The following is a 25,119-nucleotide window of genomic DNA, read 5'->3' as shown; positions in this document are numbered from 1 at the left end:
AAAAATTTAAAAGTCTTTGTAGAGATTCCTGAATGAACTTCTTAATCCAAAGGAAATAATAGAATTATTCCTAATGATCTGCGCGTTACTTTCTCTTCTTAGGGTAAGCTCCGTTTCAAGCCTGAGATTATATTTAGGGTTTATCAGGAATGAGGCGCGTGTATTTGAAAAATAAAAATTAGTTTTAATCCCCTGTCCAATAAAATTCCCTGTCAACTGTGCAGGATACAGCCACGATCGGTAGATATCCTTCCCGTAATTAATAAGGCCACCATCCAGGCCATAGCGGGCGTAAACGAGTTCCTGTTCAAAATCAAACCTTTTCCATGAGTATGACAAAATACCCAGCAGCTCATTAAAGTTCGCACCCATGGGATGGGCTAATGGCTCATTGAAATGTGCATAATTGATAATTGGAGCTCTACCGGTATAGGTATATGGTCTAACTGAATTAAATTCAACTAAAAAGTTGAGATTTTCAATTTTTAAAAGGTTAAATCCTTTCACGCCGATCTGATACCCAAACTTATTCCTTGAACTGCCTTCCCCGGCGAAAAAGTTATCAGCTTCAAATTCATCCAGTGAAAATTGGCCATATACGGTTAGCCACTTCAACAGCTCATATTTTGCAGTAAAACCGATAAGGGCATTGTCAGGCGATCCATTTGAGGCTTCGACGGGTCGCAAAAATACAATTGGGCTTACGTAGGAAAAATCAAATCCGCGTTTATTTCCCTGATCATCCCGATCAGATAAAATGATTGAATCAAAAAATCCCAGTGATAGTCGGTCAGTAACATTCCAGTCCAGATAATGGAAAATTCCCCATTTCTTCCGATAACCGGTATCATAGGAAAAACGATTAGCCCTGGGATCACTCATATAAGACCACATACTCATATACTGCACATTGCCGAGATTGGCCGTTAGCTTTAAAAACGGATAATTGGATGCATAGTCAGAGAGTAGTAAAGACCGGTACCCATCTCCAATAAATGTTTTATCCTGCCCCAGTTGAATATTCAGATACTTAACAGGCGTATAAGATATATTTGCACTTACATACGACCAGTCTTTCGTCCGTTTACCAAAAGATCTGTCATATGCCTGTCCAGGTACAACTTCATTGGTATTTATGTAGCGCTCGAGATAATCTGCAAAAACGGCTTGATTCTCATATCCGCTTGTGTAAAATGAAAATTTATCTCCTACTGTACCGCCGATCTGGAACCCGCGCGTATTAAGCCATAGATTTTTCCCGGTTTTAAAATCCCTTCCAACAGTAAAATCAGGTAAAAAATCAGCGTATGCAGTAAAATCTTCTTTTTTAACATCTATAAGATGCTCATTGAATAATTTGCGGGGAATGAATTTCTTTTTATTCGTATCAACACCATATCTTAATAAGGAGTCATGCAGAATATATGTCAGGCTATCTTCTTTAAAATATGGAAGCAGGGATGTATGAGACCTGGTTTTAACATCATATGTGCTTTTATATAGTTTCTGATATTGAGAATACGTATACGGCTGAATTTGATTGGGTGTCTGAGCGAATGAGCAGGTAGTAATGAATGAAAGAAGAAGGGTAAGTCGCTTAAGAATCATACGTCAGGTTACATTTCAAAACAAAATTAAAAACTTAGAACGGCATTGTTTTATATTTGTTTCGTAAAGACAAGGCTTGGTTAAAATCCGACCCGAAGTTATTCTAATTTTTTAAGCCCGGCAAATATTTTGAAATTCCAGATTCTAAGCATTGTTAAAAGGGTAGGAAATAACAGTATATTTTCAAGTTTTTTAAATTTAAGCAGTATAAGTGTATCCAATATACTGTTGCTTATTCTCCTTCATCCTATTTTAAACAGAAAGATTGGCGAAGCATACGGAATGTTCATCGTCGCCAATCAGTTTGCTATGTTAATAGGAATAATTATTAACTATGGAACGAACCAATCAGGTATAAAAGATATTGCTCTTGCGAAAGATGATAAAGAGCAAAGGGCCATCGAATTTTATAATGTTTTAGTAGTAAGAGCTTTAATATTTGTCTTTTTTGCTATAGCGATGCTAGTGGGGAATTCGATGAATATTCATAACTATTCTTATTTTTTTCTTGCCGTCCCCCTTATGTTCGCCGAAGTTATCAACCCCTTATTCCTGTACATAGGGATTGAACGGCTTATTATGTTTAACATTATTAACATGTCTATAAAACTGGCGGTTATTCTATCCGTCATTTTCTTTATTAATGGGCCCGGAGATGCGGAGAGGGTTAATTTATTTATTGGCGTAATCCATATATTTGGATATTTCTTTCTTATTATTTATGCTTCGGTAAAATTCGGCCTCCCTTTAAGAATCAGGCTACTGAATTACACGGAATTGCTCAAAAGCAATTTTTATCTTGTAAGCAATGGTGTTTCGGTTCATCTCCAGCAATCGCTTATGGTTTTTGCAATTTACAGATGGGGAAGCGCGGGCTGGTTAACTGCCTATTCCGTAGGCGATAAAATAATCTGGTCCGTACGGCTTCTGATCATTTCTATTAGCAGCGCTATATATCCCCGGGCTGCTCTGGTTTACAACGAAAGCAAGCAGAGTTTTATTAATATGAAGGAGAGATACAATAAATTACTCGCCTTATGTTTTGGTATGTTATCCCTTGCATTTCTAATATTTGCCCCAATAATCGTTAGAATCTATACAGGAGAAGACAATCAAACGGCTGTTTTATTTCTGAGGCTAATGAGCTTCAGCCCGCTTTTGGCAGCTCTTAATGCCTTAAATATCCTTCACCTGCTTATTTCTAATCAAAACAAACAAATTTTAAAAATTGGTCTTTTGCTATTGATCACAAGCCTTTGTTTGAGTGGCTTTGCGATTTACAGCATGCACATATTCCTTGTGGGTATTTATGCAGCTGTAATGGAAGGCCTGGCTTTAATTTATTATACAAAAAGACTTAGTATGGACAAATACGGAGATAGTCGCTATTAAAACACTATGAATGAGAAGGTTGCTATCATCCTGATAAACTGGAATAGTTTTCACTTGACTAATGATTGCATAAAGTCCTTGGGCAAAATTGAATATCCCAACGCCGACATCATAGTAGTCGATAACGGATCGGCTGACGGATCGGGGGACAAGCTTAAATCTGAGAACGAGAATATTATTCTTATCAAATCTGAGATTAACACCGGATTTACTGGCGGCAATAACCTGGGCCTCCGGTATTCCCTTGAAAACGGGTATACCTATTCCATGTTACTGAATAATGACACGTTTGTTGAACCAGATTTTCTTGGCCCTCTCGTTGATTTTCTCAATACGCATCCTGAAGTTGGAGCAATCCAACCCCGAATTTTTTTTCATCACGACCGAAAGCTGATATGGAACGCGGGATCAGGATACAACAAACTCCTGGGGTACACATATACCAGGGGATATAATAAGCCTTCTAACCCTAAGGATGAAATTATCAGAACAGTTGACTGGATAACCGGCTGTGCATTTTTGACAAGGAACAACATCCTGAGAGAAACTGGCCTGCTGACTGAGAAATTTTTTATTTATTACGAAGATGTTGACCTTTCTTTTAGAATCAAAGCCTTGGGATATAAGCTTGTTTATCATCCACTAAGTATCGTATATCACATTGCAGGGATGGCTAACAAGAATAAAGCAATAGGTCGCGAGGGTCAATTAAATCCCATTGTTCATTACCTCAGCAGCAGGAATCGCATCTGGCTATTGAAAAAATACACACCATGGTATCTGTTTCCTGTTATATTCCTTTATAATTGTTTGCGTAACACAGGCATTATCATTTACTTTGCGCTCAGATTTAGATTTAAAAAATTGGTTGCAGTATTAAATGGGATTAAAGATGGACTTTTGCAACCATTAACATAGAATTCTACCAAATGAATAAAAGTATACTTATTACGGGGATTGCCGGATTACTGGGATCAAGAATGGCCAGATGGATATTGATCAACCAACCTGAATACTCCATTATCGGCATTGACAATCTAAGCGGAGGATATCTGGAGAATGTGCCTGAAGGAGTACACTTTTATCAGGCTGATCTTTCAAAAGATAATCTTACTCATGTTTTTGAAATCTACAATATAGAGTATGTTTATCATTTCGCTGCTTATGCTGCTGAAGGATTGAGTCCATTCATACGGCAATACAATTACACGAACAATCTGGTTGCTACGGCAAATGTGATTAATAAATGTATCGAATTTGGCGTTACTCGCTTAATATTCACCTCAAGCATGGCGGTTTATGGTAATGGTAATCCACCATTCGACGAGAATGACCTGCAATCACCTATAGATCCGTATGGTGTTGCCAAATACGCATGTGAGATGGATATCCAGATCGCAGGGAATCAGCATGGCTTAGATTGGTGTATCATAAGGCCGCATAATGTTTATGGAGACAACCAGAATATTTGGGATCGATACAGAAATGTCCTGGGCATCTGGATGTTTCAAAAATTAAATGATAAGCCGTTCACAATTTATGGCGACGGCAAACAGCAACGGGCGTTTTCTTATATGGATGATTGTTTATTGCCGCTATGGATTGCTGCAACAAGTGAACAAAGCTCAAAACAGATCATTAATCTTGGAGGCACTAAAGAAATAAGTATACACGAAGCCGCCGAGATTCTTTCAAAGATCGTTGGAGGAGCCGAAATTCAGTTCCTGGAGCCTCGTCATGAGGTGAAGCACGCCTTTCCGACGTACAAAAAATCCGTAGATATCCTTGGATACAAAGACATAACTACTCTGGAGAACGGCCTTCATAAAATGTGGGAATGGGCAAAACTACAACCGAAAAGGCCTCGCCAGGAATGGATTTCATATGAACTGGAAAAAGGCATCTATCAGTTCTGGAAATAATATCTCTATATTTAGCCTGATGTAATTAACTGGCTATCAACATTACAGGAATCCCCATGCTGATCATCTTCCCGATAACCTATCTCCTGGCTTTCCTGTTTTCTTTTAAAGAAGTAATCAATGGCCGGAAACAAGGGCTACTGCTTTTTGTTATTTTTGGCCTCTCCATTTACTCTGTAACTCTTTCCGTACTTTTTGTACTGGGGCTGCAGGATATGATCGTTTTTTTTCAACCCCTAAAGGAGATTCTAATCCTTTTGGTCCTGGTAGCACTGATCTGGGATTTCAGGCAACCTTTTATAATGCATCCGGTGGATTACGCCGTGCTTATTTTCTTCACGCTTAGCTGCTTATACGTATTTTTGCCGCTGGGAGGATTCAGTTTTGGAGAACGCGTGTCTGCTCTGAAAAGCATGTCGTTCTTTCCGTTTGTGTATTCAGCGGGAAGGCTGTTTAATCTTAAAGATTTCTATCTAAGTAAAAACTTTAAATATGCTTTACTTATTACGATAGCGGCTGCGATAGTGACAATGGGTGAAGGCTTACTTGGGCAGCACTTTCAAACGATATCAGGTTATGCGGAATATAATTTCTATATGTATGATCAGGAACCTAGTGGTAATTACGGGCTGACCTGGACCTTTGAAGCCAGCGGGTTTAAGCGATTCGCCAGCTTCTTTTCAAACCCACTTGAGCACGCTGCGGCTACACTGCTCGCCCTGGCATTGATTGCCGGCCTTTACACGAATGATAAAAATGAAATTAAACTCGACATGTTCGGCAAAATAGCTTTAGCCGCGTCGCAGATCTCAATTTTCTTTGCACTTTCACGTGCGTCGCTGGTGAGCTATTTCTTTATTATTTATGTATACGCATTTGTAACAAACAAAAAGTCAATTCTAAATTTCTACTATTTTGGATTTGCCGCAGTGGTTCTATATTTTATATATTTTCTGCAAAATGAGGACGTCTACGATTTCGTTGTGGATACAATCACATTTGAAAACGGGTCCAGCATAGGACACGTAATAGAGTGGCTTGCTGGAATTGAGTCAATGATGGCTAATCCATTCGGCCTTGGTTTGGGGAGTTCGGGTAAGGTCTCGAATGCATTAGGACTAAATGTTGGCGGCGAGAATCAGTTTATCATTATCGGCGTCCAGGTAGGTGTCATCGGCTTCCTCATCTATTTAACTCTACAGGTAATGCTAATAGCGTTTCCTTTAAAATGGATAAACAGGCTTAGCGGTAAGGAACGAAAACTAGCTATTACTGTTTTTCTTTTGAAGATTGGGAGTATTATTCCGCTTATGACCTCGGATTTTGAATCGTATACCTATACCAGCTATTTTATTTGGTTCTTATCAGGGCTTTTCATTAATGTCCTATCACAAAAGATGGTTGTTGCTGAAAAGAATAACGCATTAATTAAATGAAGGTAGGTGTTGACGTAAGAGATTTGAGAATTGCCAAATCGGGGGCGAAGACCTACCTTGAGGAGTTAGTTCGCGAATTTAAGACGTACCGCGACCCTCACATCGAATTTATATTCTACGACGCTGGAATACCCGTTTATACCGGCCGGAATAAAGCCCTTAAGCTGATAGAGCACATCCGCTATTTTATATGGAAACAGGTTCAGCTCCCAGTTAAATTGCTGATCGATAGATGTGATATTGTTTTCTGCACTGATTATTTTGTGCCTTATATTCATCTGCGCTATAAAACTGTTACCGTTTTTCATGACGCTTTTTTTTATGAATACCCCGACCATTATAATAAGCTGTGGCTTTATTTATTTAGAACAATAGGTGTGAGCGCAGCAAAAAGGGCCTTCGCCGTAGTAACTCCAACAAATTATACAAAAGCGAGATTATCAGAGCTATCAGGAATTCCTGATCAGAAAATCAGGGTGATCTATGAGGGTCCAAAAACTTTCAGTCCGGGTAAAAATACTTTTCGTCCAAAAGAAAAGTATGGCTCATACTTGCTGCACGTTGGTACGATGGAGATCCGTAAGAACATCGTCAACTTAATAAAAGCTTACCATTTATTGGTTCCGAAATATCCTGAATTAAAATTAATCTTGATTGGCCAGTTCAGCCCCAAAACAACGATTGATGATAAAAATGCGATAATGAGTTATATTTCAAAGCATCAGCTTGAAGGCCGCGTACTTTTTCCTGGCTACGTTACTGATGAAGAACTCAGTCTTTACTATAAAGATGCAATAGCATATGTTTTCCCCTCACTAAATGAAGGGTTCGGAATTCCTGTGCTCGAAGCATTCAGGGCTAAGATCCCTGTCCTGGTTGCAAATAACTCTTGTTTGCCCGAGGTGGGAGGAGATGCTGTTTTAACGTTCAATCCTTATGATGCAGAAGATATTAAATTTAAACTGGAAAATCTTCTTGATAACCCGGACCTGGCCAAAACCTTGATCTTAAAGGGTAGTGCCCGGCTCGCTCTTTTTAACTGGAAAACAGCATCTACTGAGTTAATAAGTCTTTTTAAAGAAGCTGCGCGTTAATCCCCCTTCGCGGTTCAAGAATTATTGTTAAATTTCGCCAAATGAAATTTGTTCACATACAGGCCGGCTTTATTAAAGAACGGTTTTCAGGAGATTGGAGTAAAAGAGACATTGTGATCACTTTGTGGACCATGTCAATATTCTTCATAAGGGGCTTGGTAAAACGTATATTCTTTAAAAGCTCCAAAGGCATGGTACTTATCGGCAGAGGCGTTTCGATAAGATATTCCCACTACCTTGAAACAGGCCGGGATTTCATTGTTGAAGATTATGCAGAAATAAACTGCAAATCCCATCAGGGAATTATTGCAGGCAATAGGGTTACTATAGGTAAAAACTCTATAATCCGTCCCAGTAATGCATACGGCGGCGCAATTGGCGAAGGCTTGCGCATCGGTAATAATTCCAGTATTGGCCCCTTCGCTTATATAGGCTGTTCTGGCTTTATTGAAATTGGCAATAACGTTATCATGGGGCCAAGGGTTGGGATTTTTGCTGAAAACCATCATTTCGATAACCTTAAGGTCCCTATCAGGGAACAGGGTGTTGAAAGAAGCTTTGTGAAGATAAATGATGATTGCTGGATTGCGTCAAATGTTATAATCCTGGCTGGAGTAACCATCGGCGAGGGTTGCGTAATAGCTTCCGGGAGCGTTGTCACAAAAGATGTTCCTGCATTTAGCGTGGTTGCAGGCGTTCCTGCCAGAGTAGTAAAGACCAGGAACTAAGCGCATGAATATCCTGATCCTTCACATCTCCTCTGATATGTATGGAGCAAGCAAAATCTTGCTCATTGTCATAAATATCCTTCGTAAACACGATTACAACGTCACTGTTGTTCTTTCTGAAGATGGCCCCCTGGTCGAGGAAATTCGAAGATCAGGAGCTGAAGTAAAATTTATCCGTCTGGGTATACTGAGGCGTAAATATTTAAATGTCTCAGGCTTATTCAATAGATTAAAGGTTTCTATTAAAGCCCGGAAACTACTAAACCAACTTATAACAGATAAAAGGCCAGACATTATCTATTCAAATACAACAGGAGTGATCATTGGCGCTTTCCTTGCCAGATCCAAAAAAATAAAGCACATCTGGCATGTGCATGAAATTATCACAAAGCCAGCAGTATTCACCCGCATTACAGGATTTCTTCTGAATAAATTTAGCGATACCGTGATTGTTGTTTCAGATGCCGTAAAAAAACATTGGAGTCGCTCCGTCGACCTCCGGAAAATTTCCCGGATTTATAACGGAATAGATATAGAGCCCTTCGCTGTCAAATCTTCATCTATACGCTCTGAGCTGGGAATTCCTGGCGATGCCGTCCTTATCGGGATGATTGGACGAGTGAATCACTGGAAAGGGCAGGATTATTTCCTGGAAATCGCAGAATTGCTAAACCCTAAATATCCCTCCCTTTATTTCCTCATGGCGGGTGATGCCTATGCGGGGAATGAACACCTGGTAGATGAATTAAACGAAAGAATCCAAAGATCTGGTTTTTCAAATAACATATTCAATATCGGCTACCGTACCGATATCGTGAATATCATGAATGGCCTGGATATTTTTATCTCGCCCTCTACCCAGCCGGACCCATTTCCAACCGTTATACTCGAGGCTATGTCCGCTGGAAAGCCTGTTGTGGCTACTAACCATGGAGGTGCGCCAGAAATGATAGACGATGGTCAAAGCGGGATTCTCATTCCTGTGAGAAATGCAAGCCAGGCTGCAGAGAAAATTTCTACTCTGGTAGAACAAAAAGATCTTAGAATTAAAATGGGGGAAAATGGTTTGAAACGTGTGACAGGTCTGTTCTCTCACGATGCTTTCGAGAAATCTATTCTTGCTGAATTTGTCAAATAAATATTCCCGCCCTTTGATATATTTACCGGGATTGCAACGTATCTAATAATAACGAATATCAACTATTATTGGATACTTTTACAGCTTGAAATAAATTGAAATGAATACATGAAGATTGCAATAGTTGGATCCAGGGGTTACCCCTACGTTTATGGTGGTTACGAAACTTTCGTAAAAGAGATATGTGAACGATTAGTAGCATCAGGCGTTGAGGTTCATGTATATAATCAAAAAAACCTGTTTATCGATCGCCCGAAACAAGTTAACGGAGTACATCTTCATTATATTCCTACCGTTCCAGGTAAGTCATTAAACCAGTTAATACACAGCTTTTTTTCTTTGCTGCATGTTACTTTCACCAAAGTGGACGTCATATTAGTGGTTAACCTGGCGGCCGGGCCCATGGGTTGGATTCCGAAACTTACAGGAAAAAAAACCATGATCAACACGGACGGAATGGAATGGCTTCGTCCGAAATGGAAGGGAATCGGCGCTAAATACTTTTACTTTGGCGCTTGGTGTGCTACGAAGCTCTATGACAAGATAATTACCGATGCTGACGCAATGCAAACGGTTTATCTCGAAGAATTTAATACCCCATCAACGGTAATTGCATACGGTGCCCCGCCTTATAAACCAGAGGCGAAAGAACTTATAGAGGCCATCGGGCTTCAAAAAAATGACTATTACCTTATTGTTGGGAGACTCATTCCGGATAATAACGCTGATCTAATAGTTAAAGGATTTCTTGCTTCCAATTCAACGAAAAAACTAGTCGTGGTAGGAGATGTCCCGTATAAGGACACTTATGCACAAGATCTTAAGAAACTCGGCAGTGATAGATTGATTTTTACAGGCCATATTCTGGATAGGGCTTTAATACTCTCGATCTTCCAACACTGTTTTGTATATTTACATGGACATCAGTTTGGGGGTACAAATCCGACGATGATAGAGGCCATGGGCAATCGATGTGCAATACTGGCGCTTAATACAGCTTTCAACCGGGAAATGCTTAATAATGGAGAATTTGGAATATTATTTGAGAAGGAGAGTACTTTCGTAACAGAAGCAATAGAAAAAATTGAAGCATCTCCGGATCAAGTCACAATATTAAGAGAGAAAGTGCAAATAGGTTTAGTTAAGAAGTATGACTGGGATGCAATAAACGAGCAATACATCTCAGAATTCAAGAAGTTAATGACGAGGAGTAAATGAACCAAAGGCATTTTAAGTACAGTGTTGTTCGCTACCTGATTGATATACCGATCATTTTGATCGCCCTTTTAATTTCATACAATTATTTCCCTCAACCTGAATTTATCTTCCCCGGAAGACCCTTGCTTTCCCTTCTTTTTTTATTCTCTGTAGTATCGTGGTATATCGCCGCGCAGTTTTCTAATTTATATTCTGATCTGCGTTCGAAAAAATTCTCAGAAGAGATAATTTATATCCTCTTTACCGTGTTCTTGTTTATTATTTTACTGAGTTTCTTTTTATTTATGTTAAGAGACCGCCTATATATAGAGAATAAATTTTTATTGCTTTTTCTTTTCGCTTTAATGTTCCTGGTGGTTTCTACGAAATATATGCTTAGAAAATACCTGCATAAAATACTTTACACAGGCAGATTGAATGATAACATATTGCTGATCGGGGCAACCCAGGCGGCAAAGGACTTCTATGATACAATTAACATTCATTTCTATTACGGGTATCAGTGCATCGGTTTTCTCGATAACGAAGTAAAAAAACTAAACGGATGCACCTATCTGGGAACAATTAATGATATTAATACCGTGCTGGAGGAGAACGCTGTGGATGAAGTTATTATCGCTTTACCCAACTCGAAGTATGAAGAGGTAAGAACGTGTTTGGAAGCGTGTGACTTGTATGGACGAAGAGTACGCATTATCCCGGATCTTTATACCTATGCATCCAGTAATATTCAGATCAACAATATCGGAATGCTTCCAGTGATCAATTTACGATCCCTTCCACAAGACCGGGAAACGAACAAAATTGTTAAGCGGGCTTTTGATATCATCTTCTCTTTAAGTTTTTTCCTGATACTCGGCTGGTGGTTGTTACCGCTGATCGCAATTCTTATAAAGCTTTCTTCCAAAGGATCTGTGTTATTTAAACAGGAACGCTGGGGCCTTAATAATAAACTGATCGTCTGCTATAAATTTCGAAGCATGTACCATGAGAGCCCCGAAACAGACAGTAATGGCAAATTTATGCAGGCATCCCCTAATGACACCAGGGTTACCCCTTTCGGGAGATTCCTGCGCAAATGGAACCTCGACGAGCTACCCCAATTCTGGAATGTCTTATTGGGAAATATGTCAGTGGTCGGGCCAAGGCCTCACGTTACACCACTCAACGTGTCGTCAATGCATAAAGTAGAACGCTATATGTTACGGCATCTGGTGAAGCCGGGAATCACAGGTTGGGCCCAGGTGAATGGTAGCCGGGGAGAGACCCGTACCCCGCATGATATGCAGAAGCGGGTAAATCATGATCTCTATTATATCCATAACTGGACGTTCCTGCTCGACTGTCAGATCATTCTTCAAACCATCATCACCATTATAAAAGGGGATGATAACGCTTACTGACAAGCCATATGGTAATTTGAAATTACTTTAAAATTTCTTAACCTCTCTCCATATCGATTCGGCGATAGCAAGCATGCCTTTGTCGGAAGGATGGCTTCCCACAGCCGGGTTAGCAAAAGTACCCCACGCAGTATTTGTTAAGTCTTCTGAAATTTTATAAATTTCAACAAGCGGGAAACCATTTTTTGCGCAAATATCTGAAATGTATTTAGCTGTCCGGGCTTGATTCCAAAAAGAGGACACGCAGATAAGTTTAACATTGGGGTTATTCTGTTGAAAATACCTGATAAGTTGAAGATAGCCCGCTCCAAAATCATGCTGATCCATACCTGCATCAGAAACATTCTCAGCAATGCTAAAAATGATCAAATCTGGTTTGAGATTTTTGAGACTATCCAGTTTAGAGTAGTCAAAATTCCAAAATTCAACTTCCTAATCACCTATATTCCTGAAATTAACAACAGCATCACTCCTATCTTCCTTAAAATGATCAGCAAGAATATGCACAAAGTCCTTATCCCTGGAACTTGCCGCCATCCCCCTTTGCCGTACCAGCCTATTGCAGGAGAAGGAAGGTGGTGGGTAATACAGTTCCCTAAGATCAGCACATTCTTAAACGTTATTTTCTCCTCATCTTTCTTTTTTTCCTTGCATGCAGCCAACCTGTATTGTTATTCTCATAATATGATTATTCCTTAATAAAATTGTGAGCGGTAAATGACTTGATCATCCCATAAAATTCTTCCATATAAAAATCTGCTTCAGGAAACAGCTCTTTCATTTCACTCAATGACAATAACCGTATTTCATCGATATACTGCTGAGCTTCGGCTTTGTTCCACTTTTTACGGCGGCTCAACGGCGTTTTTGTCAGGATGAAATACTTTAAATTAGCTGGCAGGTATTGAAAAAACGGTAATAAATAATGTGGCTCAACAAAAAAATGTTTATTCGGTGTTTGAACATAATAGGATTTACCTACCCTGCAAATTTCAGAAGCCATCTTTATCTGATTCTCTTTTGTGTATAGATGCTCAATCACGGAGTTGGAAAACACAATATCAAATTCACCATCTTTAAATTCATGCAGAAAAGTAGCATCACCTATCAGACTCGTAAAATTGCTATAATGTACGGGGATCTCATTAAGATTTAGGATCGAAATATTATAATCAGGATCATCAGCGAAACCGCCGTTAACCCAAAAAGACTCAAGTCCGCCGACGTCCAGAATATTCAAGGGTTTTGTCAAGCTTTCGATCTTGCTTCTGAAATCCGCTATTCTCTTATTCCTGAATTTATTTCCCAGTGACTGTGTGTCATCCGAAGTTGCAAAAATATCCTTAAATCTCATTTACCCGGTCTTCTGAACTTACTGATAGGCATATGTGTATCGTATATCCTAAAATGGCTTTAATACACAAATATTAGAGCTCACCAAATATATGAATTTAGATAAAAACGGCAGTATATATTTGCCACAATGCAATTGGCAGTAACCATCAAATAGTCTATATTTGCATCTAAACCTTTTAATCTATACATGCGTTTACGATATATATTCTTCGCTTTATTGTTTAGCGTGTTACTCATAGGATCTACAACCAGCTCCGCACAAACCGTTTCTGTTGAAAATATGCAAAACCTGAAAGTGAGCCAGCTTTCGGACGCCTATATTCTCTCCATGATAGAGAGGATGCAGGCAAGCGGAATCAGTGAAGAAGCAGGAATCCAGCTTCTGGTACAGCGCGGCCTTCCACCCAGCGAAGTAGAGGAATTGAAACGACGAATTAACCAAATTAAGTCTTCTGGGGTAAATGAAGGTAAGGGCCTGACCAGAAGGACTCCTGATAGCGTGAGAACAATACGCGATACAATAAATCCTGTAGCCCCAACCCCCATAAAAAATCCGTCCAGGGTTTATGGCTTTGACTACTTTAATAACTCCACCATTACTTTTGAACCGGACTTACGGATTGCATCGCCCCAGAACTATATATTAGGCGCGGGTGATGAAATTGTTATTATGGTTACCGGTGTAAACGAGACCACTACTGCCCGCAAGATCTCACCGGATGGTACAGTATTGATTCCCAATGCAGGATTAGTGTATTTAAATGGGTTGAGTATTGAACAAGCCACGCGAGCTATAAGGTCAAAACTGGTAAAAATATATCCGGCCATTTCTTCCGGAGCAACCCAGGTAACGGTAAATCTGGGCAATGTGAGAAGTATACGGGTTACCGTTATTGGTGAAGCTAAGGTTCCGGGAACATACACTATATCCTCTCTTGCCTCAGTATTTAATGCATTATACCTATCAAAAGGGCCTTCATTAAACGGGTCATTAAGGAACATCGAATTGATCCGGAATGGGCGCGTTTTAAAAACCATTGACTTTTACAGTTTTCTTAATAAAGGCCTCACGACCGATAATGTTGGTTTACGCGACCAGGATGTAATACGTTTCCCGGTATACAATAAAAGGGTTGCTATCGCAGGCACCGTAAAAAGGCCTGCAACGTATGAGTTAAAAGACAATGAGACGCTAAATGATCTCATCGAATATGCCGGTGGTTTTTCCGATAATGCATACCGGGCAATCGCCAAAGTAAGCCAGTTAGGTGATAGGGAACGTAATCTGAGGGATGTACCTGCAAGCCTTTTTGACCGGTACGTACCGCTTAATGCTGATTCTGTATATTTCGAGGCCATACTAAACAGATTTTCGAACAGGGTTACTATTAACGGAGCGGTGTATCGTCCCGGTTCTTTTGAACTTACCCCTTCGCTTACCCTTAAACAGCTTATTGACAAAGCGGAAGGCCTGCGTGACGATGCTTTTTTAACGCGGGGATATATTAAAAGAACAAGTCCTGACCTGGAAAAAGTTGTAGTGACATTCGACCTTGGCAAGATCAGGTCAGGCGCTCAGTCGGATATATTATTGGCCAGAGAGGATTCGGTAATGATACTCTCTACAAACGACCTCCGGGAAGGGAAAAGTATAACAATTGATGGTTACGTTAGAAGACCGGGGTTTTTTAGTTACCGTGCCGGCATGACCATACAAGACGCCATAGCGATGGCAGGGGGCTTTTCAACCGCGGCAGCCAGCCACCGCATTGAAATTTCAAGGATATTAAAAAATGAAAGCGACATAGTCGCTAATGAGTTAGTTAAAACTTACACTATTGAACTCGACTCGGCTTTGAACAGCCGTACTGCAAACCCCTTTTCAATAGAACCATTGGATTTCATCCATGTACCCCGACTGGTTAATTATCGCGCTATTGGGAATGTCCGCGTAAACGGAGAAGTATTATTCCCCGGTGACTATGCCATTCAGAAAAGGGACGAAACGGCTAATGATATTATCGTCCGCGCTGGAGGATTAACCCCGGCCGGATCACTGGAGTTCACGCAGGTATTTCGAAATGGGATTCGTGTTGAGGTGGACTTAGCCAGCAAAACAAATAGAGATTCCTTAATCGTTATGGCCGGAGATAGTATTGTCGTCCCGCGGAAAAATCTCTATGTGGAGGTCAGCGGAGTAGTTAATACACCCCAGCTTTTAAAATACTCAAGACCTGGATTCAAATACTATATTAATGCCGCAGGCGGTGTAAAAGAAAATGGAAGCATAAAAGGCTCTTATATCGAATATGCTAACGGCATAAACAGGCCTGTTAAGCGCTTCCTGTTCTTCCGAACTTACCCAAGGGTGAAGCCGGGAAGCAAGATCATCGTGCCTGTGAAAAAAGCGCCTGCATTCAGAATAGGATTTGGTGAAGTGTCTGCCCTGGCATCAGTGTTAACTGCATTAGTTGGACTCGCTGCAATTTTAAGGATTAATTAAAATGGAGGAGAAGACTTATAATAAGTTACATGAGGAAGAGTACACTTTCCGCAATGCATTAAATAATCGCAAGGACGATATTTTGTATTTATGGAAAAAGAAATTCTCCATCATCCCGGCGGCAATCATCGGCGCAGCTCTTGGCCTCTTCCTGGCCTGGTATAAGCCCGTAACCTATACGTCCAGAGTTACCTTTGTGGTTGACGATACAAAAGGTGGTAGCGGAGGTTCTATGTTATCAGCCCTGGCTGGGCAATTTGGATTTGATATCGGTGGCATGATGAATACCGGCGGTGTTTTGGCAGGAGACAATGTTCAGCAGCTGCTTAAGAGCGAAACCCTTATCAAACAGGCTCTGTTATCACCCTACGACAGCCTCAATAAGGATCATACCCTTGCGGATAAATATGCAGAGGCTTATAAGCTAAAACAAAAGTGGACCAAATACACTGAAAACGATAGCCTGATCTCATTTCCAGCAGATAAATCAAAATATACCCGCCTGCAGGACAGCCTTCTTCAGGATATTACTCTCCGGATAATAAAAACAGATTTTTCAATCTCCAAACCGGACAAGAAGCTGACATTTTTCGAAGCGAACGCTACAATGCGGGATGAGAAATTATCACAGCTGTTTTGTACACGTATTATCCAGACCTCAACGAATTTTTATATCGAAACGAAGACCAAGAAGCTTAGGAACTCTATTACCTTACTGACCAGTAGGAAAGACAGCATAGAGCGCGTTCTGAACAAAAAGACCTATTCAGCTCTAGCAGCAAATCAGATCCTGTTAGACGCAAACCCAGCCTATCCCACAATTAACCTAAGCGGGGAGCTTCAAGAACGTGATAAGATGGTTTTATCCACGATCTATGCCGAAGTAGTTAAAAATCTGGAAGCATCAAAAACGATGCTGATGCAGGAAACTCCAACTATCCAGATAGTAGATGTATCAGAATATCCTTTAAAAAAGAACAGGCTGAAATATTTAAAAACATCGGTTATGGCAGCTGCGGTGGCTGTCTTGTTGTATGCGATGTTTCTTGTTTTTTCGAGGAAACAATTATAAAATATGCGCCCAGCTCCTAGTGTTATGTCACTCATCAATTGACGGATAAAATTTCAATAATTTCATCCTCTCATCGTCACAGGTAAACCGCCATTTTATTTAAGCCTCCCTAGTATTCCGATGTGTTCGTCAAAGTATTTATGACATGACACTAGTCCGGTCGCTCAATAGGCTCCAGCTTTAGCTGGGGTTAACGAGTTTGTTCATTTTCGGGCTTCAGCCCAACATTCAGCACCATGTGAGGAAAATTACATTGGGCTTTAGTCCGATAGATAGAACATTAACCTCCTCTGATCTGATTGAACCCCAGTTTTTCAACAAAAGCCTTATATTCTTCTTCAAATGACATTTTCTGATGATGCCTTTCCTGATTTTTAATGTATTCTCTTACAATTGCTAAATTGGATTCAGAAACAGAAATTGCCAGGTATTCATCCTGCCATTCAAATTTTGATGCAAATGAATTGGTAAATCCCCCTCTCAGGTTTATCCATCTCGAAGATTCTCCTTTGATTAATTGTAGAACATCTTTAATACATTGATCGCTTTTTAAAGAAATAAGGCAATGGCAATGTTCATCATATCCGTTTATGGTATCTATATAAATATTTTTCTTTTTCGAATTTTCGCGAATGTGATCCCATAGTTCATTCCGGAATTCCGATGATTTTAGAAATGGAATTCGATTTTTTGTGCTCCATACACCATGGATAATTATTTTTATAAATGACATTGCAGGTATTTAGACTACAATATTTGAAAGTTTTGGAATAATAAAAATTCGGGTTAGGGAATGGTAGATGTGGATTATTTATCGGCATTTCGGCGCTGAAGCACCAGTAATTGTTCCGTTCTGCTCGCTTAGGTTTTGGGCTGAAGCCCGATCTGAAAACCGGATCTTTACCCGGAGCTAAAGCACCGGGCTATTAAGCGATACGGCTATCCCAACGCTCAGCATTTTTTATTCAATCATTTCAATTACCCATAATCCAGTGTCATCTCACGCATTGATTGACGAATAGAGTTTCAATAGTTTTACCCTGGTATCGGCACAAGTAAAAGCCATTATTTTAGCATCCCCGGCATTCCGATGTGTTCGTCAAAGTATTTATGACATGACACTAGTTCTTAACCATCCAAAAAGAAGCCGGGTTTCTTAAATCCACCTGCTCCTTCAATACCGGGCATTTCTCCGTAATATCTTCACGGTACTTATTAAAAAGATAATTTACCGCTCCAATAATCCGAAACTCATTGTTATAGCTCAAAAAAGCCTCTAAGAGATATTGTTCATTCCATAATCTATGATCTTCGTACACCCATGAATAGGGATAATCCCCCGGGGAAAAAATATCGTGAATATGAATTAAAACATCGCTTTGCAGTGCCGGTAAAACCTCGAGGTATTCGAACAAAACATCGCCCTGAGGCCTGATCATGTGCGAGGAATCAATGAAAAGAATGTCGTTCCTTCCCAACGATTTGAACACCCCGATATCAACGTTCTCTACTTTCTCACGAATAACCTCGACATCAAGCTCTTCAAGCCATTTGAATTCATAAGGTTCTATGCAAATATGCTTACAGAAATACTGAGGATCTTCCTGGCAGTTCATCCCGATAGCATTCCTTGCCATCAGGGTTGAAAAACCGCAGCCGATCTCTACGATCTTTGCAGGCTTAAAATGACGTATAAAATTGTATAAGTATTCCGAATCCCCGGCCTCAAAGGATTTATTATTGTAGAAGTAGGTTTTCTCTTTAGTCTTCTCACAAGGAAATCGGCTAAGTTCTTCGCTATAATTAAATTCCTGAAGCAACTTTAACTGTTCCTCATCGTTAAAATTTATAGCCGGCAAATTCCGGGACTTGCTTAAGGAGTTTTTCAAATGCTTGCCGGGATTAATTAAGGGCTGGTAATATTGGTCAGGGATCGGCAAAATACCGGTAAACATAAAGATCTTTTCTGCCACCGGGCTATTCTGAGATAAATGCAGGCTGTTTCTAATAATCCTCAACCACAAAGCCGAAAGAAGAGTAAGAGGGCTCCCCGCTAGATCCAGGACACGCAAGAAAATATATTTAATGTAATATTTCAAAATGGAGCCTCCGGTTATTTGAAAAAGTATGATACGCCAACACGCGCATGAAAGTTGAATCGGTCACGCCCCTTCATCCAATACGGATCACCTGGCTCCTGGAAGAGGAACCACTGGTAGTTTAGCGAATTAATTGCTGCAAGCTTTGCATTGACAACAATATTTTTAAAATCCCAGCTTCCTACAGCCGAGTATCCTATGTCTACCCAGTGCCTGCGAAAATCCTTAGAAGGGGTATAAGTGTAGAAAAAGTAATCCTGGTTATGAACATTCCTTTCCAGCTGCAGGCCTATGGATTTCAAGCCCTTAAACCATAATACCTCCAATGACTGGATTTCAGCTCCCGGCCCAATCCCAGCCCCAAGCATCTGTCCGCGGTTCGTATAGCCATGCCTGACGTTTTCATCAATATACCATGAATTCGGATTCAGGAACAGTTCATTCTCCTGGTTTTGGCCTAATTGGCTCAGTTCAATGCTAGCCATAATATGCTGTTCGTCTGAAGAAAGAGCAAATATTTTTTTTACGCCGAATATATAAGCACGGCCTGCATCCGGATTCTTTACAAAATCAGGGAAAGTTTTGGATTGATCATTATGCCCATATTCAAAATAGAATTCCGCATTTGCCTCCTTCATCAGCCATCTGAAAAATAAAGAAGTATATCTGTCAGGACTTCCTACAGGCTTGGCCTCATCTATTCCCCGGCCGAATGAACTAAAAAATGGCAGTACGTCGCCAATAGAATTTACGTCATCATTATAAACTTGCGAAGACCTCGCAAAACCAGCGAATAAGCCAGGTAGCCATTTAGGCTGATAGGTAATCGTTATCCCGCTAAAATGTCGCCATTCATCTTTCTTTGGTGCATACAAATTAGACATGGCAAATAAATAATCTTTTATTTGAGTTGGAGAGTAATTAGTCCCATCCAGTCTTCCCCAAACAAACTGCCCTTCAAAAGAGCCGATCTTCGTCTGGAAAGGTTTATTAGTGTTCAAGGTGAGGTGTATGAAGCCGGGCGCCGTATTACTCATGAGCAAAGAATTTCGCTCTCCAGGTCCCCACCAAAGATTTTCCGTTGAGGCGCCGAGCGAGAATTCCTTATAGTTATATTTAATGCTGGATTGGCCCGGATCAATTCTCATATACCGGGAACTTCCATTCCGCTCGGGGAGGTCAATATTGTTATAGAATTGATAATAGTCTCTCCAAACAACCGGATAGCCATCCTGCGGATATCCCTCATATCCCGGATTTGCTGCAAATGTAAACTCCGGCTTTATTTGAATAGATAGCGGCCCATAATCAGCCGCGATGCCACCCGAAAAAGTTGTTTGATATCCCTTTGCCGCTATCATGCTGCCATCATTCCAGCCATATGGATGATGGCTGTTTAATTGCTGGATCCAGGTAAATGGAAGTAAAGCAAGCGTATCCTTCTTCGTAAGCTGCCGGTAAGTATTAATTCCTTCAGCCAGGGCTGCATCTTTACTTAATGGCCGGATCATTAGCGATAAGCTGGAATCCCTGTTGCCCAACAACTGCTCCCGCCGGAAATGATCTTCTAACACGGGTATTCCCACCGGCAAGCTTTGAGCCTGAATCCCAGAGCAAATACCAAACATCAAAAAACATGTAAAAAACCACATTGCACCTGTCAAAGGAATTATGTGCGGCCTTTGAAGTATCTCTCCCCCCCTTGTCCTTTTCGCTTTAGGCTTATCGCTTTGATCGATAAACTTTAAGCTTTGTGCTTTGTGCTTTGTGCTTTTACCTTTCCCAGTCATATTAATTCGTCCTGAGAGTTGAAATCTTCAGATTATCAAGGGACCAGCTCTCATCACATGTTTGATCGGGAACATTAGATTGCTTTAAAAGGTCTGAAAACCTTATAGAAACTCTTCCCCCATTATGCTTTACTAGTTTCTCAATTCGGTACAAGCTTGTGATACTACCCCCACCAGCGCAACGGCCTGGCAAATTCTGATTCGCAACGCCGGTGTGGGGATTATACTGCCATGGATAGTTTTTAGGAAAGGACTGTTGGAGGCAGTATATCTCATTACAAACCGTATTAGAAAAGGTGGTATTAATAATTTGTTCGTTATCAACTTCCATACGCCATATATCAGGTCCTGTGACTACTTCTGAATTTCCCGTACTGTTACCATCCCAGAAATCATGAATATACAGATTGAATGAAATTTTAATAAAATCATGCGCCGCCAGGTTGCTTAAGTTCACACTAAATTCCCCGTTATTGTAAAAGCCCGCGACATTATTGCCATTGTAAGAGCTAAGCGTGAGCCCTGTTGTATTCAGGGGATCAATAATGTCAAACGTGCTTTGAAATATTTCATTTTCATTCTGCAGCGTTTTTTGGCAGCTTGTCAACAATACAAGCAGCATCATACCCATTATAACTTTTTTAATATAGCTCACAAAGATTACTTAAAATAATATGAAAGACCTATACGGGCGTGAATGTTAAATACATCTTTATTAGGCGTACCGTGATAACCTGATTGCCACAGGTAATTAAATGACTGAATTCCTAATAGTTCTCCGCTTACAAGTAAGTTTTTATAATCTTGTTTAATTAGAATACCTGCTGACAGGTCGACCCATTGTCCTTCTTTATCTCCGCCACCACTACTAATCCACTGATAATAATCATTATTATGGATATACCGTTCAAGCTGAACACCTAGTTTCCTAATACCCTTAAGCCAGCTTACTTCGAAGGTTTGGATATTCCCTCCTGGCCCTGTACCTGCTCCTATTACTTCTCCCCGGTGAGTATATCCTTGTAAGATCGGGCTATGGGTATAGAATGTTCCAGCATTCCTCACATGCCGTGTCGGCGCCTGGGAGAGTTGTGTAATTTCTACACCAATTAATAGTCGCTCATCTAATTTCTTCAGTTTACTAAGTTTTTGAAATCCAACAAGATAAGCCCTCGAGTGGTTAGGTTCCATGGTAAAATCGCGAATATCCACTGAGTGGTCGTTACGCGCAAATTCCGTATAGATCTCTGCTCCAGCATTTGGGATAAGCAGCCTTGCGAATACTGATGTAAGCTGATCTCTTCGTTTGCTGTCCTCATCTGTTTTATTTTTCTCGAAAGCCTGAAATAACGGGAAATAATCAGCTGTCCCTTCAACATCGCTATGGTACATCTGAAACACCCTGCTGAGTCCAAGGGAGAGTCCTGGCACCCATAGTGGCTGGTAGTTAAATACCATACCAGAAAGATATCGCCATTCATTTACTTTGGATAAATTAGACGGATCATCCGACTGTTCAAGCCTTCCAGCAATGATCTGACCCTCAAGAGATCCAATTGGTGTTCTGACAGGCTTACTGGTATTCAGCGTTAAATGTTTAAATCCTCTGGTGCCAGGACTCATTACGAGTGAGTTTCTTCGGCCTGGTCCCCACCTCAAATTTTCATTCGAGATCCCAATAGAAACCGGATCAATGGTTAAACGTACTGAGCTTTGCCCATAGGATAGCTTACTATAGTTAGGAGCCCAGTAATATTGGGGTATATCCGCTGTGTAAATATATCCGGAATAAACATCCGAAGCAATTTGATCTGCTCGATCAAGATGTCGAGGGTTTGACGCATACAGCGCTTCGGGCATTAATTGTATACTTAAAGGTCCGAATCTCGTAAATACACCTGCAGAGAATAGAACCTGGTAAGCCTTTGCCGGAATCATTAGTCCATCGTTCCAGCCATAAGCATGATGTGAATTATACTGCTGGCTAAGGCCTATAGGGAGAATCTTAAACTCAAAGGTCTTTGACTCAGAAATTAAATCCCTGATGGAAAATCTATTATTCAGATTATCAGTTTGAATACCAAGGTTGTAACTCACCACAGGATTCACATTCAAGGAAATACTTGAATCAATCTTGCCCTCCAACTGCTTCACTCGTACCAGTTCCTGAAGGTTCAGGTCAGTTACCGGAATGGTTTGCGCTTGAATTGATTCATAACTAAAGATGCTGAGACAGCTTGCCAAAAAGCCTCGGAAAAATAGCTGAAGAGACAAATTCTTGAATGAAACTAAACAGTTCAGCATTGCAGTTAAGTCGTTCAAAATTCCGAGTCTGATTTCACCGGAATCTCGACATGTATATCCAGCTCCTCGTAAATGGAATTGTTACTCTTAAATTCAGGTACAATTTCCTTCATTTTAACTACAACCTGGCGGTCCTTGTATTCGCAACTCAATTTGATCAGATCGGATATGTGTTTATTGATTGTCTGAAAATGATACTCCCTTACCTGTGCCACCATAATCTTTTCATGATGAGTCGGTTTAGTATTTTCAAGGTCATTCAACAGTTCTTCGTACAATTTCTCACCAGGTCTTAAACCGGAAAACTCTATTGCGATATCCTGATGAGGAACCAATCCTGATAGGCGGATCATTTTCTTAGCTAGCTCAACAATCTTTACTGACTTACCCATATCAAAGATAAATATCTCACCTCCTTGACCCATTGAACCTGCCTCAAGTACCAATCGGCAAGCCTCAGGAATAGTCATGAAATAACGGGTAATCTCGGGGTGCGTAACGGTTATCGGACCGCCTTTCTGAATCTGTGCTTTAAATCGGGGAATTACTGAGCCATTCGATCCCAAAACATTGCCGAACCGGGTAGTAATAAATTTAGTATTTATCGCTTCGCGATTTTCATTCAGGTGACTAAGTCCATTTGAATATACAATACCATCAGTGCGATTAAATGAATGATACAATGACTGCACATATATTTCAGCAATCCGTTTGGAGGCCCCCATTACATTAGTTGGGTTAACAGCCTTATCTGTTGAGATCATGACAAACTTACTGACCCCGTATTTCACAGATAGATCAGCAATAGTCTTTGTCCCCATTACATTGGTACGAACCGCCTCACCCGGATTATGCTCCATCAAAGGCACATGCTTATAGGCTGCGGCATGATAGACGTAATGAGGCTTAAATGTCTGGAACAATAATTCCATCCGGCACTGATCGCGAACATCTCCTATATAGGAATGAAAATTATTTTGCAGATTATTCTCCTGAAGTTCTAATTGCAATTCGTGCAAAGGAGTTTCTGATTGATCATTCAAAATGATCATCTGTGGATTAAACTGAGCTATTTGTCGCACAATTTCAGACCCAATGGAACCTGCAGCACCAGTAACCAAAACCCTTTTTCCTTTTATCTGCTCGCCAATTATATCATTATGAATCTCAATAGGCTCCCTTTCCAAAAGATCCTCGATTTTGATATTCTGTAATTGCTTTGCTGTCGGCTGCCCATTGATCCAGTTCCTGACTGGAGGCAGGGTCAAAACCTTGATATCATTTTCTAAACAAATATCTACTATTCCGTTCTTACGGTCAGGAGGTATATTTTGACTTGCAATAATCAGATCATCAATTTTCTCATTCTTGAACAGCAATTGAAAATCACGGGTATGAAAGATCTTAATTCCATCAATTGCTTTTCCGGACTTGCGCGCATCATCATCAATGAATGCAACCAGCATCATATTTACCTTATTATCATGATCCAGGGTACGTTTTGCAGCGATACCTGCCTCTCCTGCACCATAAATTACTACCCGGCGTTTATCCATGCGAAAATTCTTCATATACATAAAGAAATATTTCACCATTACCCGATAAGTAATGAGCAGAAGAAAGCTGGTTAAACCATTGATGATCAGGATAACATTGGAAATATATGGTGCCTGGTTAAAACTAACAAGCAACAAGTTCGCAATGAAAAATAGTCCATTGCTAATTAGTATAGAAAAAAGAATACGAAAAGAATCCTGAGCGCTGGTATAGCGAATGATACCCGTATAGGTCTTAATACTAAGAAAAACGACGCTGTTTAATATCGAGAAAACCAGAATATTACGGCTAATCTCATTACTGTCGATCTCAGCTACATTGAAATTGTATTTGAGGAAATAGGCAAAACCCAATGAAAAAATACAGACAAGCAGATCCAGGCAAAAAATGATCCAGCGTGGTACTGGATATTCCGCTCCATAGTACGCCACGATTCCGACACAAAGTACGCCGCCCATTCCGAAGCAAAGTACGCCACGATTCCGAGGGAAAGGTTACC

General features: G+C 40.4%; 21 protein-coding genes. 11 read left to right on the top strand and 10 right to left on the bottom strand.

What is annotated here, in order from left to right:
- Positions 1-6: 6 nt before the first annotated feature.
- The gene (locus BLR27_RS16930) at positions 7-1,608 is read right to left on the bottom strand and encodes a gliding motility protein RemB (RefSeq protein ID WP_090706862.1); all 1,602 of its coding nucleotides are present in this window, start codon (positions 1,606-1,608) and stop codon (positions 7-9) included.
- 129 nt (positions 1,609-1,737) lie between these two features.
- On the opposite strand from BLR27_RS16930, the gene BLR27_RS16925 reads away from it, so the two are divergent.
- The 9 genes from BLR27_RS16925 to BLR27_RS16885 all read left to right on the top strand — a co-directional run bounded on the left by BLR27_RS16925 (position 1,738) and on the right by BLR27_RS16885 (position 11,939).
- On the top strand, positions 1,738-3,000 hold the full coding sequence (locus tag BLR27_RS16925; protein ID WP_407641212.1) for an oligosaccharide flippase family protein: 1,263 nt from the start codon (positions 1,738-1,740) through the stop codon (positions 2,998-3,000).
- A gap of 6 nt (positions 3,001-3,006) precedes the next feature.
- On the top strand, positions 3,007-3,918 hold the full coding sequence (locus BLR27_RS16920) for a glycosyltransferase family 2 protein (RefSeq protein WP_090706859.1): 912 nt from the start codon (positions 3,007-3,009) through the stop codon (positions 3,916-3,918).
- Positions 3,919-3,929: 11 nt separating this feature from the next.
- Positions 3,930-4,922: an NAD-dependent epimerase/dehydratase family protein gene (locus BLR27_RS16915; RefSeq protein WP_090706857.1), complete on the top strand. Its 993-nt coding sequence runs from the start codon at positions 3,930-3,932 to the stop codon at positions 4,920-4,922.
- A gap of 56 nt (positions 4,923-4,978) precedes the next feature.
- Positions 4,979-6,358, top strand: coding sequence for an O-antigen ligase family protein (locus BLR27_RS16910; protein ID WP_090706855.1), 1,380 nt, complete (start codon positions 4,979-4,981; stop codon positions 6,356-6,358).
- The gene (locus BLR27_RS16905) at positions 6,355-7,452 is read left to right on the top strand and encodes a glycosyltransferase family 4 protein (protein ID WP_090706853.1); all 1,098 of its coding nucleotides are present in this window, start codon (positions 6,355-6,357) and stop codon (positions 7,450-7,452) included. Before BLR27_RS16910 ends, BLR27_RS16905 begins: the two co-directional genes overlap by 4 nt.
- A gap of 41 nt (positions 7,453-7,493) precedes the next feature.
- Complete coding sequence (locus BLR27_RS16900) at positions 7,494-8,180, top strand: acyltransferase (protein WP_090706852.1); 687 nt, start codon at positions 7,494-7,496, stop codon at positions 8,178-8,180.
- Between the two features lie 4 nt (positions 8,181-8,184).
- Positions 8,185-9,318 (top strand): glycosyltransferase family 4 protein, encoded by a 1,134-nt coding sequence (locus BLR27_RS16895; protein ID WP_090706850.1) that lies wholly within the window; start codon positions 8,185-8,187, stop codon positions 9,316-9,318.
- 108 nt (positions 9,319-9,426) lie between these two features.
- Complete coding sequence (locus BLR27_RS16890) at positions 9,427-10,536, top strand: DUF1972 domain-containing protein (RefSeq protein WP_090706849.1); 1,110 nt, start codon at positions 9,427-9,429, stop codon at positions 10,534-10,536.
- A complete protein-coding gene (locus tag BLR27_RS16885) occupies positions 10,533-11,939 on the top strand; it encodes an undecaprenyl-phosphate glucose phosphotransferase (protein ID WP_090706847.1) in 1,407 nt (468 codons plus the stop codon). Before BLR27_RS16890 ends, BLR27_RS16885 begins: the two co-directional genes overlap by 4 nt.
- A 27-nt stretch (positions 11,940-11,966) precedes the next feature.
- Here BLR27_RS16885 and BLR27_RS16880 read toward each other — a convergent pair whose 3' ends face one another.
- The gene (locus BLR27_RS16880; protein ID WP_176767736.1) at positions 11,967-12,308 is read right to left on the bottom strand and encodes an SGNH/GDSL hydrolase family protein; all 342 of its coding nucleotides are present in this window, start codon (positions 12,306-12,308) and stop codon (positions 11,967-11,969) included.
- A 319-nt stretch (positions 12,309-12,627) separates the two neighbouring features.
- Positions 12,628-13,293 (bottom strand): class I SAM-dependent methyltransferase, encoded by a 666-nt coding sequence (locus BLR27_RS16875; protein ID WP_090706844.1) that lies wholly within the window; start codon positions 13,291-13,293, stop codon positions 12,628-12,630.
- A gap of 189 nt (positions 13,294-13,482) precedes the next feature.
- Here BLR27_RS16875 and BLR27_RS16870 point away from each other — a divergent pair, with 189 nt between their 5' ends.
- Complete coding sequence (locus BLR27_RS16870) at positions 13,483-15,798, top strand: SLBB domain-containing protein (RefSeq protein WP_090706843.1); 2,316 nt, start codon at positions 13,483-13,485, stop codon at positions 15,796-15,798.
- 1 nt (position 15,799) lies between these two features.
- Positions 15,800-16,870 (top strand): hypothetical protein, encoded by a 1,071-nt coding sequence (locus tag BLR27_RS16865; RefSeq protein ID WP_090706841.1) that lies wholly within the window; start codon positions 15,800-15,802, stop codon positions 16,868-16,870.
- A gap of 280 nt (positions 16,871-17,150) precedes the next feature.
- On the opposite strand, the gene tnpA is transcribed toward BLR27_RS16865, so the two are convergent.
- The 7 genes from tnpA to BLR27_RS16835 all read right to left on the bottom strand — a co-directional run bounded on the left by tnpA (position 17,151) and on the right by BLR27_RS16835 (position 25,078).
- Positions 17,151-17,603, bottom strand: coding sequence for an IS200/IS605 family transposase (tnpA, locus tag BLR27_RS16860; protein ID WP_090706839.1), 453 nt, complete (start codon positions 17,601-17,603; stop codon positions 17,151-17,153).
- A 388-nt stretch (positions 17,604-17,991) separates the two neighbouring features.
- On the bottom strand, positions 17,992-18,825 hold the full coding sequence (locus tag BLR27_RS16855; protein ID WP_143007776.1) for a class I SAM-dependent methyltransferase: 834 nt from the start codon (positions 18,823-18,825) through the stop codon (positions 17,992-17,994).
- 158 nt (positions 18,826-18,983) lie between these two features.
- Positions 18,984-20,480: a capsule assembly Wzi family protein gene (locus BLR27_RS16850; protein ID WP_176767735.1), complete on the bottom strand. Its 1,497-nt coding sequence runs from the start codon at positions 20,478-20,480 to the stop codon at positions 18,984-18,986.
- On the bottom strand, positions 20,461-20,607 hold the full coding sequence (locus BLR27_RS18600) for a hypothetical protein (protein ID WP_176767734.1): 147 nt from the start codon (positions 20,605-20,607) through the stop codon (positions 20,461-20,463). Before BLR27_RS18600 ends, BLR27_RS16850 begins: the two co-directional genes overlap by 20 nt.
- Positions 20,608-20,760: 153 nt before the next feature.
- Positions 20,761-21,414 (bottom strand): hypothetical protein, encoded by a 654-nt coding sequence (locus tag BLR27_RS16845; protein ID WP_143007775.1) that lies wholly within the window; start codon positions 21,412-21,414, stop codon positions 20,761-20,763.
- 5 nt (positions 21,415-21,419) lie between these two features.
- Positions 21,420-23,003, bottom strand: coding sequence for a capsule assembly Wzi family protein (locus tag BLR27_RS16840; RefSeq protein WP_176767733.1), 1,584 nt, complete (start codon positions 23,001-23,003; stop codon positions 21,420-21,422).
- Positions 23,004-23,077: 74 nt separating this feature from the next.
- A complete protein-coding gene (locus BLR27_RS16835) occupies positions 23,078-25,078 on the bottom strand; it encodes a polysaccharide biosynthesis protein (protein ID WP_090706831.1) in 2,001 nt (666 codons plus the stop codon).
- Positions 25,079-25,119 lie beyond the last annotated feature (41 nt).

Source organism: Daejeonella rubra, assembly GCF_900103545.1.
GTDB lineage: Bacteria > Bacteroidota > Bacteroidia > Sphingobacteriales > Sphingobacteriaceae > Daejeonella > Daejeonella rubra.
The sequence above is the reverse complement of the archived record's forward strand: the minus strand, read 5'-3'. Positions and strand labels throughout refer to the sequence as shown.